Raw genomic sequence first — 16704 nt, 5'->3', positions numbered from 1 at the left:
GTTCTTGTCGCCACCGGGTGTACGGCGTACACCTTGATGGTTTACGGTGTACACCGTGAGCACTTCGAACACAGCGGAGAAGATCGCCGTCGCCGCGCAGACCGTTCTCGTGAGCGAGGGCGCTGATGCCGTGACCATGCGGCGGGTGGCCGACATGGTCGGCGTGTCCCCGATGGCCACCTACAAGCACTATCCGAGCCGCCAGGCACTTCTCGACGCGGTGGCCGAGCGGGCCTTCCGTGAGCTGGCCGAAGGGTGGGGAACCCGGGTCACGGGCGGCTCGTGGGAGGACCGGGCACTCGGCCTCATGCAGGACTTTCTCGACTTCGCCCTGGGGCAGCCGCATCTGTACGGGTTCCTCATGACCGAGCGCCGCCAGCGGGCTCGGCGCTTCCCGGACGACTTCGAAGGCGGCGGGTCGCCGTTCAGCATGGTCGTCGCACTGGTGGAGGAGGGCATGCGCGACGGGCTGGTGCGCAAGGACGATCCGCTGGAGGTGACGCTGGCGCTGACGTCGCCCATCCAAGGGCTCGTGCAGCTCTACCTCGGTGGCCGCATCGGTCTGGAGGAAGACGGTTTTCGCGGGTTGTGCGAGCGTACGGCGCGGAGGGTTCTCGATGGCGTCCGGTAGTGAGCGGCGGCCCCGCTGGAAGCGCAGGGCGTGGATCGCGGGTGGGGCGGCCCTGATCATCCTGGTCGCGGCGGCGGGGTACGGGGCCTGGTTCGGCAGTGAGCAGGGGATCGAGGTCGTGCACTACGGCACGAGCAACACCAGGGTGCTCACCGTGCAGGGCGATCTGGTGACGCTGGAGCAGACGCCCGAGTCCGGCAAGCCCGGCACGTACTGGCTGGAGTGCGGCGGCGCGTACTCGATGCTCGGCGACGTCGTCTCCCGTGCTCCGGGCCGGGTGACGCGCAAGGTGCTGCGAGGTCCGACCCCATCTGTGGGCACTCCCGGCTGGTTCGGCAACGTTCCGCCCGGCGATCCCGAGGTCGCCTGGGGGATCGGCTACTCCGAGATCATGGTGCCCACGGAGCTCGGGCCCGCGCCCGCCTGGTACGTGCCCGGCAAGGGCGCCACCTGGGTCGTCGCCGTCCACGGGCAGAACGGGCGACGCAAGGCGGAGCTGAAGATCCTGCCCGTCGTGCACCGGCTCGGGCTGCCCTTCCTGGACATCAGCTACCGCAACGACGAAGGGGCGCCGCCCTCGCCCGACGGGCTGCTGCACCTGGGCGACTCGGAGTGGCGCGACCTGGAGGCCGCCTTACGCCAGGCACAGACCATGGGGGCGCGGCGGTTCGTCCTGTACGGCACCTCGATGGGCGGCCAGATCATCGGGCAGTTCCTGGGCAGGTCATCGCTCGCGAACCTGGTCGACCGGGTCATCATGGACGCGCCCATGATCGACGTGCGGATGACCGGGGAGCAGGGCGTCAAGAACTTCCATCTGCCCGCCTTCCTGGCCGGGCTGTCGAACCAGGTCATCAAGTGGCGTACCGGGGTCGACACGGACCGGCTCAGCCTGATCCGCCACCCGCCGAAGATCAGGCCGCCCCTTCTGCTGATCCACACCGCGCCCGACACCGCCCACCCGATCCAGGAGGCGCGCGACCTCGTCGCCACCGGCAGGCGCCTGGGCTGGAAGATCCAGTTCGAGCCGTTCGCGCAGGGCGAGCACACCGAGGCGTGGAACGTGGACCGCGCCCGCTACGACCGGCTCGTACGCGACTTCCTGTCCCCGGCCCGGAGCGCCCCGTAGAGACCCTCAGACGCGGGGCTGAGTCACGAACGACAGCACGGCCTCGGCGAACGCGTCCGGCCGCTGCTCGGGCAGGCAGACGCCGGCGCCGTCGATCACCTGCAGCTCGCACCCCAGCGCCCGCGCCAGGGCGGGCTGGTCGGGCAGCGAGTACTTGTCCTCCGCCCCGCACAGCAGCAGCGTCCGGGTACGGACGAGCGGCAGCCGCGACGCCATCTCGTACGCGCCCACGGCGGCGTGACCGTCCTGGAGGCGGTCCACCACCTGGAGGGCGTCGATCACGAACCGCGTGAGGTCGTCCTCCTGGCCCGCGTCGTAGAAGGCGCGCCGCTGCCGCCACAGCTCGGTGACGTGAGCGCCGTCGGCCGCCGGCCGTACGTGATCGACCTGAGGCAGGTCGCGCACCCGCTCCCGGCGCCCGGGCGTGACGTGCGGCATCGCCGAGAGCACCAGCGCCGACAGCCGCGACGGGTCGCGGGCCGCCACCTCCAGCGCGATCACGGCGCCCGTGTGGTGCCCGACGAGGGCGACCTGGGAGAGGCCGAGCGCGTCGAGCACCGCCTCGACGCCGTCGGCGAAACGCTCGATGCTGAACTCGCCGGTGCCGGCCGACTGCCCGAAGCCGAGCGTGTCCATGGCCATGGCGTGCACGCGGCCGCCCGCGATCGGCAGCACGCGGATGTACTCGGTCCACGACCGCGGGGTCTGGTGCAGGAAGAGCACCGGGGGGCCGCTCCCGCATTCGGCGAGGTGCATCTGGCCCAACCGCGTGTCCACGTATCGACGCCGCACGCTTGTCATCGGTCACCACCGTTCCGCTGATGCCGGGTCTCCGCAGCGGATGCTAGCCGAGCCCCCGTCTCAGGGCTCGTCTCAGGGCTCCATCCCGGTGCGGAGCAGCGCCCACGCCCGTCCGGCGACCACGCGCCGGCGTGGCGCCGGGGTCCTGGCGAGGACCCCGGCGAGCATGCCGACGACCAGCACGAGGTCCTCGGCAGTGACGTCGTCGCGGACGGCGCCCGCGCGCCGGGCGGCGGGGAGCAGGTCTGCCAGGAGGTTGGCCACGCGGTCGCGTACCTCGAGGATGCGGGGGTCGGGGTCCACCGGGGGCGTGGTGACCATGTCGATGAACGCGGTCGAGGCGATGGTCTGCTCGGTCATCAGGGCCAGCACGTCCGTCAGTGTGGCGCCGGGCTCGGCGGCCAGCGCCTCCAGCTGGGTGACGCCGTCCTCGAACACGGCCATCGCGAGGCTGATGCGGTCGGGGAAGTGCCGGTAGAGGCTGCCCTGGCCGACCCCGGCCGCCCGGGCGACCATGCTGAGCGGCGCGTTGTATCCGGAGCTGGCGAACACCTCCCGCGCCGCGGCGATCAGCGCCGCGCGGTTCTCCGCGGCGGCGCTCGGTCCTCTGTTCGATCGACGGGTGCCCGGCACAGCGGCTATGGTAGCAACCGGACAAACATGTCCGGTTGGTTGCGCCGCACGTGGCGGGGCTCGGCACCCGCCGATCGAAAGGACGGACTCGTTGAGCAGCTTCGACAGCAAGGTGGCCCTGGTCACCGGAGCGGGGTCCGGGATCGGCCGGGCGATGGCCGTGGCGTTCGCGAAGGCGGGCGCCCTCGTCGTGGCCTGCGACGTCAATCCCGAAAGCGCCAAGCAGACCGCCGCCGCCCTCGGAGACACGGCCGTCGCGGTGGGCGCCGACATCGCCGACGAGAGCTCGGTCGCCGCACTGGTCGAGGCCGCGATCAGCGCGTACGGGCGCATCGACGTGCTGTGCAACAACGCCGGGATCATGGACACCATGGCCCTGCCCGCCGACATCCCCCTCGAGCTGTGGGAACGGGTGCTGCGGGTCAACCTGACCGGCACGTTCCTGGTCACGCACGCGGTCCTGCCGCACATGCTGCGCCAGGGCGGCGGCGCGATCGTCAACACCGCGTCGGAGGCCGGCATCCGCGGCGGCGCCGCCGGTGCCGCCTACACCGCCTCCAAGCACGGCGTGGTCGGCCTCACCCGCAGCGTGGCCTGGGCGTACGCCAACGACGGCATCCGTTGCAACGCCATCCTGCCTGGTCCCACCATGACCAACATCGCCACGAACGCGTCCTTCGACCCGGTCGGCGCCACCCGGCTCGGCCCCGTGCTCTCGCTCGGCGAGCGCATCGCCCAGCCGGAGCAGATGGCCGACGCCGCCGTCTTCCTCGCCTCCGACGCCGCCTCGTTCATCAACGGCGCGATCGTCCCGGTGGACGGCGGCTGGTCGGCGGCCTGACCGCCGATCATCGCGGGGGCGACGTGAGGGAGGCCGCCAGGTCAGGCGGGAGCCGGCTCGCCCCCTGCACGGCCGAGGCATGGTCGCGGACCAGGTCGTGGACCCTGTACCGGCCGGGGGCGGGCTCCTGCACGAGATGGGCGTCCGACAGCTGGTCCAGCAGCCGTCTGGCCTGTCGCCCGGTCGTGTTCAGCAGCGCGGCGGCCGCGTCGACGCCGAAGTCCGTGCTGGTGCGCGAGCCCAGCACCCGGTACGCGTGTCGTTGTTCGGTGGACAGCCTTGCGTAGGACAGGTCCAGGGCGGCGGCGACGCTGTGCCGTCCGGCCTTCAGTTCGGCCAGCGGGTCGTCCGTCAGCCGGTCCAGGAGATGCCGCACGCTCCAGGTGGGATGCGCCCGAAACCGGACGGCGGCGATGCGGACGGCGAGGGGCAGCAACCCGCAGCGCCGCACGACCTCGGTCAGGACATGCACCGGAGTGCCCATGACGCGCTCCCGCCCGGCCATGCGGGTGAACAGGGCGACCGCGTCCACCATCGGCAGTGTCTCCAGTGACAGGCTTCGGATGTCGTCCAGGCAGGTGAGGCGGCGACGGCTGGTGACGATCAACCGGCAGGTCGAGCCGGCGGGCAGCAGGGGAAGGATCTGCTGTTCGTCGGCGGCGTCGTCCAGCACGATCAGGATCTTGCGGTCGACCAGCACGCTGCGGTACAGCGCGGCACGGTCATCGATGTGCCGGGGAATGTGCTCGCCGGGCACGCCGAGCGTGCGGAGCAGGCGGGCAAGGGCTTCGCCCGGTTCGATCGGCGTCATCGACCGCGCATGGCCGTGGAGGTTCACGAAGAGCTGCCCGTCGGGATACCGCGGCGCGAGCCGGTGGGCGGCGCGCACGGCCAGCGCCGTCTTGCCCGTTCCTGCCATACCGTCAATGGCGACGACTGTCACGGTGTTCGCGCCCTGGTACGTCTCCAAGATCGCCAGCTCGCGTCTCCGGCCCACCAGCGTCGCGACATCGGCAGGCAACTGCCGGGGAACGGCCGGCGCCGCCGGCGGTGGGCCGCTCTCCTGCGGATCATCGCGGCGGGCGGGAACCGGCAGGCCGCGGGTGACGGCGACCAGCATCGCCTGCTCTTCGCCGTCCAGCCCCAGCGCCTCTGCCAGCAGCAGGACCGACCTGGTGCGAGGATGCCAGAGACTGCTGCTCTCCAGCCGGCGGACCGTCCGGACGTTGAGACCGGCTCTTTCGGCGAGTTGCTCCTGGGTCAGCAAGGCCCGCTTGCGCCACCCCCGCAGCAGCGCCCCCGCAGGCGGCTCCGCATCGGGCTCCCGCATGACGTCCACCAGCGGGGAAACGGCCGACAAGGCGGCCCAGGGCTTGCAGCCGGTCATGGCCGGAGCCGGTCCTCTCGTTGTGTTGATGATCGACACCCCCGTTCTCATCGTCGCCCTGCGGCGAAGACAGGTGTCCATCGAATCCAGGTTCGCGCCGTTCAAGCCACTGGTCAGACGACATTGGACGAAATCGGACGGCAGGCGTGGTCACGATTGGCCAGAATGAGCGCCATGGACGAGCGGGAGGAGGGCGGCCATTCGGACGACGTGTGCCCCTACCAAGGTCTTGCGCCGTTCGAGACGGCGAAAGCCGGGCTGTTCTTCGGGCGTACACGGGCGACGCTCAGCCTCCTCGAACGCCTGGGACGGCGTTGGGAAGAGCACGGATCCATCCTGCTGGTCTCGGGCGCCTCTGGTGTGGGCAAGTCGTCGCTGTTACGGGCGGGGCTGATACCGGCGCTGGCCGAAGGAAGGCTGCCGCTCGCCGGATCACAGCGTTGGCCGCGCCTGCTCATCACACCCACCGCGAAGCCGTTTCACGCGCTTGCCGAAGCGTGGGCACAGGCATTCGGCGGGCCCGCCGGAACAGTGGACGAGCAGCTGCGGGACGACCCACGGCGGGCCCTGTCCGAAACCCTCTCCCCGGCCGACCGTCTCATCCTGGTGGTCGACCAGTTCGAGGAACTGTTCACCCTGGTGACCGACGAGCAGGAGCGCCAGGCGTTCGTCAGGACCCTGGACACCATGGCCGAGGGCCCGCACGGCGCCGGAGTGATCATCGGTGTGCGCGCCGACTACTGGGACCGCTGCGCCGCCTACCCGCAGTTCGCCGAGGCCATCCAGGACGGTCAGGTCATCGTCGAGCCGATGACGGAGTCGGACCTGCGGCTGGCCATCACCGGCCCCGCAGCCGCGGGCGGCCTGGAGATCGAGCCCGGTCTGGTGGAGACCATCCTGGGCGAGCTGGGCGCCGACCGGGCCGCGGGCGATCGCTACGAGGCCGGGGCCCTGCCCCTGCTTTCGCAGGCTCTGCGCAACACCTGGGAGAGACGTGAGGACGGCACCCTGACCGTGCGGGGTTACGAGGAATCCGGCCGGGTCCGCGATTCCGTGCGCCGTACGGCCGAGGAGGTCCTCGGACGGCTGCCGCCTGAAGACCGCAAGACCGCGCTCAGGCTCTTCCGGCGGATGACATTGATCACCGCGGGAGGTCGGGTGGCGCGGCGCAGGGCGACGCTGGCCGAGATCCACGCCGCCGCGGCCGCACACTCCGCCGAGCGGCGGGACCAGGTCGAGGCGCTGCTGTCCGCGTTCGCCGGCCGACGCCTGCTCACCCTGCACGAGGACACCGCCGAGATCGCCCACGACGCGCTCCTGACCGCCTGGCCCACCCTGCGGCAGTGGCTCGAACCCGACCTCGCCGCGCAAGCGGTGTACGACCAGCTCGTCGAGGACGCCGCGCAGTGGGCCGACCATCACCGCGACCCCGCCTTCCTCTACCGGGGCGCCCGGCTGCTGGCCGTGGACGACAACCGGCCCCGCTGGGAGCGCGACCCCGACAGCTTCCCGCCGCCCGGCCCCACCGTGGAGCGCTTCCTCGCGGCGTCCGCGCGGGAGATGCGGCGAGCGGGCCGCCGCCGTCGTCTCGTCATGGCCGGACTCGCGGTGCTGTCGGTGCTCGCCCTCATCGCGGCCGGCGTCGCCGTCAGGGCCGCGAACGACGCCGATCTGCAGCGCAGGAAGGCGAGCTCCCGCCAGCTCGCGGCGCAGAGCGAGGTCACCGGCGACGCCCCCCTCGCCTCGATGCTCGCCGTGGCGGCCTGGCGGATCGCCGAGACCGACGAGGCCCGCAACCGCGTGCTGTCCGCGGCGACCCGCACCGCCCGGGGGAACCTCAGCGCGGACACGAAACCCCTGACGGCACTGGCGTTCACCCCCGACGGTTCGACCATCGTGACGGGAAGCGACGACGGCGCCGTGCGGTTCTGGGAGACGGCGTCGCGGCGGCAGCTCGGCGCCCCGATCACCCGCCGGAAGTTCGAGTGCTCGGGCATCAAGCTGGCCCTCAGCCCCGACGGCCGCACCCTGGCCACGGTGTGTCTCAGCACCATCCGGTTCTACGACGTGGCCACCCGTCGCGAGCTGGGCCCCCTGCTGGAGCACACGGAGGTCGTGTCGGCGATCGCGTACAACCCGGACGGGAAGACCTTCGTGACCGGCGACTACAGAGGCGTCGTCCAGCAGTGGGACGTGGCCACGCGCCGCCCGCACGGCGCTCCCATGGGCCGCCCCGACTACGGGCCCGGCCTTTCGAGCATCATCCACGGAGTGGCCTTCAACCGGGACGGGACGATCCTGGCCACCGCGAGCGAGGACAAGACCGCCCGCCTCTGGGACACCGCCACGTCCCGCCAGATCGGCGCCCCCTTCACCGGACACCGCCAGGCCGTCGGCGCGGTCGCCCTCAGCCCGGACGGCACCACGCTCGCGACCGTGGGCTCGGACCGGACGGGGCGCCTGTGGAGCACGGCCACGCACAAGCAGACAGGGGTGCTCAAGGACCGCGCCGCCGGTTACTACTCGATCGCCTTCAGCCCGGACGGCACCCGGATCGTCACCGGCGGCGACAGCGGCCGTACCGTCCTGTGGGACACGGCCGGCCGGCAGCAGTTGCTCGTGCTCGCCGACAACTACAGCAGCGTCAACAGCGTGGCGTTCAGCCCGGACGGGACGCTGGTCGCCGTCGCCTGCGGCGACGGCGTGGCACGGCTGGCAGACGCCCGGACCCACCTGCAGCTCGGGACCCCCATGCCCGCGCTGGGGGCCGTCGCGCTGAGCCCTGACGGACGGATCCTGGCCGCCGGCATGCCCGACGACAAGAATCCCGCGATCCAGCTCTGGGACGTCGCCACCCAGCGTCCCCTCGGCCCCCCGCTGAACCCCGGAGGTCCTCGCCGTGCGGTGTACCGGCTCAGCTTCACCCCCGACGGGCGGACGCTCCTGTCGGAAGGCGCCGACGGCCTGCGGCTCTGGGACGTCGCGAGCCGCCGCGAGATCGTCCATGAAAGGACACTCGCTGCCGCCAGGATCAGCGCGGACGGCAGGGTCGTCGCCGCCGAGAAGGACAAGTCCATCGTGTTCTGGGACTTCGCGCGCCGCAGTGAGACCGGGCCGCGCATCACCGTCCCCGACCACACCGACGTCATCACGGCGATGGCGATCAGCTTTGACGGCACGACCGTGGCCACCGCGGGCTTCGACAACCGGGTACGGCTCTTCGACGTGGCCACCCGCCGCGAGATCCAGGGCCCGTCGTACGGGGCCCAGGGCGGGTTCGTCAACGCCATGGCGTTCAGCCCCGACGGCAGGAGGCTGGCGTTCACGGCCTCCGACTACAGCGTGCGGCTGTGGGACGTGCCGCGCCGCCGCGCGGTCGGCATCGGCCTGCTCCCCGAGGACGGCTCGACGAACACGCTCGCCTTCAGCCCGGACGGCGAGATCCTCGTCACCGGTCTGTCCAACGGCGACGTGCAGCTGTGGGACCTGCGGACGTACCGGCGGCTCGGCTCCCCCATGACCGGCCACACCAAGGGCGTGACCGCGCTCTCCTACAGCCGGGACGGCACGACCGTCGCCACGGTGTCCGACGACAGGACAGCGCGGCTGTGGAACGTCCGCACGCCTCCCGACCTGGTGGTCGCGGCGTGCGCCAACGCGGGCCGCTCCCTCACCCGGGAGGAATGGGAGAATCTGGTACCGCAGGAGAAATACCGCGAGACGTGTCCGTGACCCTGGCCCCCACCACGGAGAGAGCGAGCATGTTCCTTCGAGGTTTCCGGCGACGGACAGGCAGGCCCGTCCCGGAGCTGGCCGCGCTGTTCCGTTCGATCATCGACGGCGGCCGGCAGTTCCACCCGCTCGCGTCCGACTTCCTGGAACACTTCATGGACGGCGCGGGCGCCTCCAGGACGATGTCCCTGCGCTGGCTGCGCTCGTTCAAAGTGATCAAGAAGGCCGAGCGCAAGAACCAGCGCCGCTTCGAACGTCAGCTCGCCCGGGAGGCGGGGCGGCTGCGCGACGGCGCCTCCACGTGGCTGCACGACCACTGGGACGCGCGGATCAACGCGTTCATCGGTACGGAGCTGTTCTACGTCAGCAGGGTGAGCCTGCTGCGCTCGCAGGGCTCGTTCGTCCTGACCCGGGACGGGCCGGAGGTGCGGATCTCCGGCACGGTTCGCCACCGCTGGTTCGATCCCTATGACTGGGATCGCGGCCGGTGGGTCTACATCCCCCGGCACGGGTTCGTTCCGATCGCGGTCGGCCGGGAGCTGGTCGAGGCCGACGAGGCACGCAACTTCCTGATGGAGTCACGCCATGTCCAGACATTGGAGGGCCTGTTCCTGGACGGCCGGTGGCCGCACCGCGGCAGGGCGAGGTTCGAGTGGTCGCTGGTGAGGACCGGGCGGTGATCGCGGACCGTCCCTCCCAGCCCGATCCCGCCCAGGCCGGCAGCGTGGCCGACTTCGTCCGGTCGCTGGTCGAGCTCAGACAATGGGCGGGGCAGCCGTCTCTGAGCAGGCTGCGCTCTCTCGGCGGCCAGACGGTGACCCCGGACGGAGCCATGGTCGATGCGCTGCCGAAGAGCACGACCTCGCACGTTCTGCGGCAGACCGACAGGCTGCCGCGGTGGGACTTCGTGAGAGCCTTCGTCACCGCCTGCTTACGCTCCTGCGACTTTCCGGCCGAGCTGATTCCCGGAGAGCTCGAACGCTGGCGAGCCGCCAGGACGACTCTGGCCGAACCGGTCACTCCACCCCCATCCGAAGAGCGGACGTCCCCGGCCATGCCGCCGGAGGCGATGGCGGAGCCTCCGCAGGATCACGCTCTCGAACTGCTGTCACGGCGAGTGGTCCGGGAAGAGGACCGGGCGCGCAAAGGGCTGCTGGGCGGCTACAACCTCGCGCCCGTCTCCTTCGGGCTGTACGCCGACCCGACCCGTCGCGACGACGCACCCGGCGAGGTCGCGGACGACCTGCACTCGATCGGCCGCCTCTTCACCGGCCTGCGCCCGCAGCGCCTGCTCGTCGTGGGCGCATCGGGATCGGGCAAGACGGTGCTCGCCATCGAACTGGTGCTGCGACTCCTGGAGCCCTTCGTGGCCGCCGAAGGACGGCCCGGTCACCCGCGGATGGTACCGGTGCGCCTGAACGCGGCCCGATGGACCTTGGGAAGGCCGTTCGAACCATGGCTGGCCGAGCAGCTGGTGCAGGACTTCGGGCTCGCGCTCCAGGACGCCCTGCGGCTGGTACGTGATCGCCGGGTGCTGCCGGTGGTGGACGGACTGGACGAGCTGGACCCCGAGCCGTCGATGGGCTCGCCTCGCCGGGCGATCGGACTGCTGAGCGAGCTCAACCGGTACAGCGACCTGTCCGGGCGGCGGCCGGGGGCGGTCGTCGTGACCTGTCGAGCCGATCGTCACGCCGAGCTGCGCGCGGCCGGGGTCGAGCTCGACAACGCCACCCGGATCCAGCTGCACGGCCTGACCACCGAACAGATCAGCACGTACCTGCACGCCCGCTGGCCGGACGGCCATCCCTGCGAGGGGCACCGCGACGACATCCACGCGGCACTGTCCGGACCGGCGGGGAAGGCCGTTCACACCGCTCTCGCCACACCCTGGCGGCTGTTGCTGACCGTCACCGCCGTGGAGGCCGGCGCAGACCCCGTCGAGCTGCTCCGTGTGGATCCGCGCACCGACCCGCGTGAGGGAGCGGGGTCGATCGGCCGGAGGTTGCTGGAGGCGTACGTCCCGGCGGCGACCGGCCTCACGCCCAGCGCCGCCCACGGCACTCCGTACCAGTCCCGTCAGGTGCGGTCGTGGCTCGTGCACCTCGCGGACCACCTGCGGTGGCAGGCCGCTCGCACCGCCGAGGAGGATCGCCCGCCGCCCGGTCTGACGGCGATCGACATCGTCCCCCACCTGCTGTGGCCGATCGGCGGCCGGCGCCGGGTCCAGGCGTTGCACTGCCTGTGCAGTGTGATCTTCGCGGTCATCGCCATGCTGGCCTTCTGGACGGGCTCGGCGGTCGACAGCCCTGGCGGCCTGCGTGCCGGACTCGACCCGGAACAGCTGCTCACCCTGGCCCTCATGGCGGGCTGGGTGGCCGTCGCGACCGGCCTGTCGCTGTCGCCGTGGCCGGCCGCCGCCGGTGGGCGGGCCAATGTCCCTCGCGGGCGGCGCATCACCGGCGGTCTGCTCGGGGCCTTGGCGGGCCTCCCCGTCGGAGTGCTCGGTGGCCTGGCCGGGCTGATGCTGACCGGAGAACGCGTCTTCGGTCCCGTCTTCGCCGTCGCCGCGGGGGGAACCGGAGGGCTGGCGCTCGGAGCGGTCATCGGGCTGACCGCCGCCGGTCGGCGGGGGGCCGAGCGGATGACCGTGTCCGAGGTGGTCCGCACCGAACTCGTCACCCTGGTGGGCTTCGGACTGTGCGGCGCGCTCACCGGGCTGGCGCCGCTGCGGCTGTCCCACGCCGGCCCGGTGCCGCTGGCCGTCGGCGTGACCGGGGCCTTCGTGCTGGCCTTCACGCTCGGAGTGCTGTTCAAGATCACCGCTGGGGGCTGGAGCAAGGACGCCGAGCTCGCCCACCCGCGGGAGGCCCTGCACCGCAACCTGACGATCGGGCTGGCTTTCGGCCTCACCGGCGGTGTGGCCGCGTTCCTGGTGTTCGTCATGAACCAGGACATCGTCGAGTCACTGGCGTGCGCGCTCGTCGGCGGCGTGACCTTCGGCCTGGCCTTCGGCGCGATCGCCTGGACCCGCACCATGATCGGGCTGGTGGTCGCGGCCATGCGCGGCCTGCTTCCGTTGCGGCTGTGGGACTTTCTCGACTGGGCCTGCGAGGCACGGCTGCTGCGCGTCGCCGGCGCCACCTACCAGTTCCGGCACCGCGAACTCCAGGACTTCCTGACTCCGTCCGAGAGCGCCGGGAAGGGCACCGGCCGCCTCCGGGCTGAGAGGAGGCGGGCCGGTGCGCGCTAGTGCGCGCTGACCTCGCGGTCGGCGTCGGCGGGCCGGTCGGGGGCCGCCAGGTGGGCGGCGGCGCGCCGGCCGGGGATGGCCAGGACGATGAGCGCCGCCAGCAGGGCCACGCCGCCGCCGATGATGAAGCCGGCGCGGAAGCCGGCCTCGGACGGCAGCGTCGCGGGACCGAACTTGATCGTCAGGTTGGCCAGCACCGCCCCGAGCACGGCGCTGGCACAGGACGTGCCGATCGAGCGCATCAGACTGTTGAGCCCGTTGGCGGCGGCCGTCTCCGTGAGCGGCACGGCGCTCATGATGATGGACGGCATGGCCGCGTACGCGAAGCCGATCCCCGCGGCGACCACCGCGGAGAAGACCAGGACTCCCCACGCGTGACCCATGAGGCCGAGTGCCATGAGGTAGCCGGCGGCGATGATGACGGTGCCGAGCAGCAGGGACGTCTTGGGCCCCCGCGCCGCGGACAGGCGCGCCGCCACGGGCGAGATCGCCATCATCATGAGCCCGGACGGCGCCATCCACAGGCCGGCCTCGACCATCGAACGGCCCAGGCCGTACCCGGTGGCCGCGGGCAGCTGCAGCAGCTGGGGCGTGATCAGCGACATCGCGTACATGGCGAAGCCGATGACGATCGAGGCCAGGTTGGTCATCAGCACCTGGCGGCGCACGCTGGTGCGCAGGTCGATCAGCGGCGCGGGACTGCGCAGCTCCCACCATCCCCACAGCAGCAGGATCACCGCCGCGGCGGCGAACATCCCGAGCGTGGTGCCGCTCGTCCAGCCCCAGTCGCTGCCCTTGGAGATCGGCAGCAGGAGCAGGACCAGGCCGGCCGCCAGCCCCGCCGCCCCGACGAAGTCGAAGCGTCCCGGCGACTTGACCGGCGACTCCGGCACGATCAGCAGGATCAGGACGCTCATCAACAGGCCGAGCCCGGCCGCGGCCCAGAACAGCGCGTGCCAGCTGACGTACTGGGCGACGAGCGCGGCGGCGGGCAGGCCGAGCGCGCCGCCCACGCCGAGCGAGGAGCTCATCAGCCCGATGGCCGAGCCGAGCCGCTCCGGCGGCAGCACGTCACGCATGATGGCGATGCCCAGCGGGATCACGCCCATGCCGAGCCCCTGCAGCGTACGGCCGATCACCATGGGGGCCAGCGAGTTGGCGGGCGCGCACACCAGGGAGCCGACGGCCAGCAGGAGCGCGCTGGCCATCATGACGCGGCGCTTGCCGTACAGGTCGCCGAGCCGTCCCGAGACGGGCATCGCCACCGCGCCGGCCAGCAGGGTCGCGGTGATGGCCCAGAAGGCGTCGGCGGGGGTGGTGTGCAGCAGCGTCGGCAGGGTGGCGATGAGCGGGACGATCAGGGTCTGCATCAGCGAGACCGTGATGCCCGCCGCGGCCAGCACACTGATGATCGCTCCGCTGCGCTGGGCGGCGCGCGTCGAACTCATGAGCTCTCCGAATCTCGCGTGGATATGCACGATGCATACGGTGTGTATCCTACAGTTCCCTATATAGAGGGATCTTCGAGAAGCGGTGGGGTGGGACTCGTGCGCGAGGAGATCGTTCACATCGAGCGCGAGCTCATGCTCATCGGTCGCTACAAGGAGCTGGCGGCGACGGCCGCGCCTGTCGAGGAGCGGCGGCTCGAGCGCGGCAGCAGCTACATCCTGCTCAGCCGGCTCGAGGCCGAGGGGCCGATGTCGATCGGCCAGCTCGCGCAGGCCTTCAGCCTCGACACCTCCACCGTCAACCGGCAGACCGCCGTCCTGCTCCGCGAGGGCCTGGCCGAGCGCATCCCCGACCCTGAGGGCGGGATGGCACGCAAGCTCCGCATCACCGACGAGGGCCTGCGCCGGGTCTCCGGGGAGCGCGAGTACCGGCTCAACGGCCTGGCCACGGTACTGAAGGACTGGTCCCTGGAGGAGCTGGCCTCCTTCGCCGAAGGCCTGGCGCACTTCAACGCCAGCATCGAGCACTAGCGGCGGGCAAGGCGGTCCCGTCAGCCGCGCACGCCCGCGACCTCGACGATGGTCTTCAGCAGATCCCGCGGCGGATCGGCCAGCCCCCGCCGTACGGCGTCCGCCAGCGGGACCGTCTGCACCGGCAGCTGATCCACGCGGACGTGCCCGCCGTGCAGCAGGGCGACCGCCCCGCGCACGTCGGTGTCCCACCGGTGCGAGGCCGACCCGACGACGCGCTTCTCCCCCAGCACCACGTCCAGCGCGGGAAGGGCGGCCGGTTCCGGCGTGACGCCGAGCAGCACGGTGGTGCCGCCGCGCCGGCAGAGCGACACCGCGCCCGTGACAGCGGCGGCCGTCCCCGCGCTCTCCACGACGACGTCGGCGCCACGCCCACCGGTCAGCTCGCGCACGGCGGCGTCCGCGGCGTCGCCGGGAGAGGCGGCGACCAGTCCGCATGAGCCGGCCAGCGCGCGGCGGCCCGGGTCCGGATCGACGGCGACGATCGCCGCCGCGCCGCGGCACCTGGCCACCTGGGCGACCAGCAGCCCGATCGCGCCGGCCCCCACGACCGCGACCACGGCGCCGGACACGTCACCGGCCTTGTCGAGCGCGCGTACGGCGACCGCCGCGGGCTCGGCGAAGACGGCGACCTCGGCGGACATGCCGCCGGGCAGGGGGACGCAGCGATCGGCCGGCGCCACCAGGTACTCCGCCAGCCCGCCGTCGTCCTGCAGCCCGAGCGCCGCCCCGCGCTCGCACAGCGGGTACTCCCCGCGAGCGCACCACCAGCACCGGCCGCAGCCCAGCACGACGTCGGGCACGACCGGGGTGCCGGGCGCGAGCGTGACGCCCTCGCCGGCCTCAGCGACCACGCCGACGATCTCGTGCCCGAGGGTGAGCGGCGCCGCCCGGCCGGTCAGCGGGTGCGGCGACACGGGCACCACGATCGGGCCCGCGTGGTACTCCTCGACGTCGCTGCCGCAGATGCCGCAGAGCGTGACCGCGATCAGCACCTCGCCGGGGCCGGGCCTGGGCACCTCGACGTCGTCCAGCCGGACGTCGCCGCGCCCGTACCAGCGCAGCGCCTTCATGTCCGCGTCCCGGTCAGCCGGGTCGTCACGCCTGGACGCCCGGTGAGGCCCTCGGCGAGCTCGACGCCCAGCCCCGGCCGCCCGTTCAGGCTCACCCGGCCGTTCTCCACCGGCGGCAGGCCGGTCGCCAGCTCCTCGTACCACGTGTGGCGGAACGCGCGCACGCTCTCCTGCACCAGCGCGTTGGGCTGGCTCAGGGCGAGGTGCACGCAGGCCGCAAAGGAGACGGGCCCGGTGCAGTCGTGCGGCGCGAACGGCAGGTCGTACGAGTCGGCGAGCGCGGCGATCTTGCGGGCCTCGGTCAGCCCGCCCGTCCAGCCGATGTCGACGATCGCGACGCGGATCGCCGAGCGCTCCAGCAGCGCGCGGAACGAGCGCTGCCCGGTCAGCGTCTCGCCGGTGGCGAGCGGCACGGACGTCGCGGACTGCAGCGTGGCGTAGGAGGCGTGGCCGTCGGACCGCAACGGGTCCTCGATCCAGTACGGGGCGAAGCGCTCGAGCTCTCCGACCAGGCCGAGCGCGGCGTGCAGGCTCCAGAGCCCGTGCAGCTCGACCATGACGTCCATCTCGGGGACGGCGTTCTTGATCTCGTCGAGCACCCGCAGGCCGGCACGCAGGTCGTCCCGCTCCAGCCGCATGCCGCCGGTGCGCTCGGCCGCTTCGTCGAACGGCCACACCTTCATGGCGCGCAGCCCCTCGTCCCACAGGTCCTTGGCCAGCTCGCCCGGCCGTTCGAGGAAGCCGCGCAGGTCCTCGTACCCCGACGTCTCCGCCAGGCCCCAGTTGGACACGGCCTGGCGCGGCTCGTTCTTGACGTACGAGGGCCCCGCGCAGGTGTTGTAGACCGGCAGGCTGTCCTGGTAGGGCCCGCCGAGCAGGGTGGCCACCGGCTGGCCCGCGGCCTTGCCGAGCAGGTCCCACACCGCCATGTCGATCGCCCCGTTGCCGCGGGTCTCCACGCCGCTGCCCTGGAAGCCCACGTGCCCGGTGAGCAGCCGGCGCAGCCGCTCCGGGCTGGGCAGCGGCGCGCCCACGAGCTGCGGCGCGACGGTCTCGTGCAGGTACGCCTCGACCGCCTCGGCCCCGAAGAACGACTCACCGAGGCCGGTCCGGCCGTCGTCGGTGTGCAGCCGTACCAGGAGCACGTTGGGCTGAATCGGGCATCGGATGGTTTCCAGGCCGGCGGCTCGGATGCTCATGGTTCGAGGACCATATCTGGTCAGACCAAGCGCCCACAAGAGAGAACCA

13 protein-coding genes are annotated in these 16704 nt (G+C 72.1%); 7 read left to right on the top strand and 6 right to left on the bottom strand.

What is annotated here, in order from left to right:
* Window positions 1-55: 55 nt before the first annotated feature.
* On the top strand, window positions 56-631 hold the full coding sequence (locus AB0J64_RS18915; RefSeq protein ID WP_364028295.1) for a TetR/AcrR family transcriptional regulator: 576 nt from the start codon (window positions 56-58) through the stop codon (window positions 629-631).
* On the top strand, window positions 618-1760 hold the full coding sequence (locus AB0J64_RS18910; protein ID WP_364028293.1) for a prolyl oligopeptidase family serine peptidase: 1143 nt from the start codon (window positions 618-620) through the stop codon (window positions 1758-1760). The genes AB0J64_RS18915 and AB0J64_RS18910 overlap by 14 nt, the downstream gene beginning before the upstream one ends.
* A gap of 6 nt (window positions 1761-1766) precedes the next feature.
* Here AB0J64_RS18910 and AB0J64_RS18905 read toward each other — a convergent pair whose 3' ends face one another.
* Together AB0J64_RS18905 and AB0J64_RS18900 are read right to left on the bottom strand one after the other, a co-directional pair.
* The gene (locus AB0J64_RS18905) at window positions 1767-2537 is read right to left on the bottom strand and encodes an alpha/beta hydrolase (protein WP_364028291.1); all 771 of its coding nucleotides are present in this window, start codon (window positions 2535-2537) and stop codon (window positions 1767-1769) included.
* 96 nt (window positions 2538-2633) lie between these two features.
* Window positions 2634-3194: a helix-turn-helix domain-containing protein gene (locus AB0J64_RS18900; RefSeq protein WP_364028289.1), complete on the bottom strand. Its 561-nt coding sequence runs from the start codon at window positions 3192-3194 to the stop codon at window positions 2634-2636.
* Window positions 3195-3285: 91 nt separating this feature from the next.
* Here AB0J64_RS18900 and AB0J64_RS18895 point away from each other — a divergent pair, with 91 nt between their 5' ends.
* A complete protein-coding gene (locus AB0J64_RS18895; RefSeq protein WP_364028287.1) occupies window positions 3286-4035 on the top strand; it encodes a glucose 1-dehydrogenase in 750 nt (249 codons plus the stop codon).
* A gap of 7 nt (window positions 4036-4042) precedes the next feature.
* Here AB0J64_RS18895 and AB0J64_RS18890 read toward each other — a convergent pair whose 3' ends face one another.
* A complete protein-coding gene (locus AB0J64_RS18890; protein ID WP_364028285.1) occupies window positions 4043-5422 on the bottom strand; it encodes an NB-ARC domain-containing protein in 1380 nt (459 codons plus the stop codon).
* Between the two features lie 174 nt (window positions 5423-5596).
* Here AB0J64_RS18890 and AB0J64_RS18885 point away from each other — a divergent pair, with 174 nt between their 5' ends.
* The 3 genes from AB0J64_RS18885 to AB0J64_RS18875 are packed head-to-tail and all read left to right on the top strand — an operon-like array spanning window position 5597 to window position 12404.
* Window positions 5597-9154 (top strand): WD40 repeat domain-containing protein, encoded by a 3558-nt coding sequence (locus AB0J64_RS18885; protein ID WP_364028283.1) that lies wholly within the window; start codon window positions 5597-5599, stop codon window positions 9152-9154.
* Window positions 9145-9834, top strand: coding sequence for a hypothetical protein (locus AB0J64_RS18880; RefSeq protein ID WP_364028281.1), 690 nt, complete (start codon window positions 9145-9147; stop codon window positions 9832-9834). The genes AB0J64_RS18885 and AB0J64_RS18880 overlap by 10 nt, the downstream gene beginning before the upstream one ends.
* A complete protein-coding gene (locus tag AB0J64_RS18875; RefSeq protein WP_364028279.1) occupies window positions 9831-12404 on the top strand; it encodes an NACHT domain-containing protein in 2574 nt (857 codons plus the stop codon). Before AB0J64_RS18880 ends, AB0J64_RS18875 begins: the two co-directional genes overlap by 4 nt.
* Here AB0J64_RS18875 and AB0J64_RS18870 read toward each other — a convergent pair.
* On the bottom strand, window positions 12401-13852 hold the full coding sequence (locus AB0J64_RS18870; protein ID WP_364028277.1) for an MFS transporter: 1452 nt from the start codon (window positions 13850-13852) through the stop codon (window positions 12401-12403). The two genes, AB0J64_RS18875 and AB0J64_RS18870, sit on opposite strands and share 4 nt — an antisense overlap.
* A gap of 90 nt (window positions 13853-13942) precedes the next feature.
* Here AB0J64_RS18870 and AB0J64_RS18865 point away from each other — a divergent pair, with 90 nt between their 5' ends.
* Window positions 13943-14383 carry a MarR family transcriptional regulator gene (locus AB0J64_RS18865; protein ID WP_364028275.1) on the top strand — a complete coding sequence of 147 codons (441 nt, stop codon included), beginning with the start codon at window positions 13943-13945 and terminating at the stop codon, window positions 14381-14383.
* A 20-nt stretch (window positions 14384-14403) separates the two neighbouring features.
* Here the strand turns inward: AB0J64_RS18865 and AB0J64_RS18860 are convergent, their stop codons facing one another.
* Together AB0J64_RS18860 and AB0J64_RS18855 are read right to left on the bottom strand one after the other, a co-directional pair.
* The gene (locus tag AB0J64_RS18860) at window positions 14404-15456 is read right to left on the bottom strand and encodes an alcohol dehydrogenase catalytic domain-containing protein (RefSeq protein ID WP_364028273.1); all 1053 of its coding nucleotides are present in this window, start codon (window positions 15454-15456) and stop codon (window positions 14404-14406) included.
* Window positions 15453-16655: a mandelate racemase/muconate lactonizing enzyme family protein gene (locus AB0J64_RS18855; RefSeq protein ID WP_364028271.1), complete on the bottom strand. Its 1203-nt coding sequence runs from the start codon at window positions 16653-16655 to the stop codon at window positions 15453-15455. The genes AB0J64_RS18860 and AB0J64_RS18855 overlap by 4 nt, the downstream gene beginning before the upstream one ends.
* Window positions 16656-16704: the final 49 nt, after the last annotated feature.

The sequence above is a fragment of the Nonomuraea sp. NPDC049695 genome (genome assembly GCF_040674955.1).
Classification (GTDB): domain Bacteria; phylum Actinomycetota; class Actinomycetes; order Streptosporangiales; family Streptosporangiaceae; genus Nonomuraea; species Nonomuraea helvata.
This window is presented reverse-complemented; position numbering and strand designations above follow the sequence as displayed.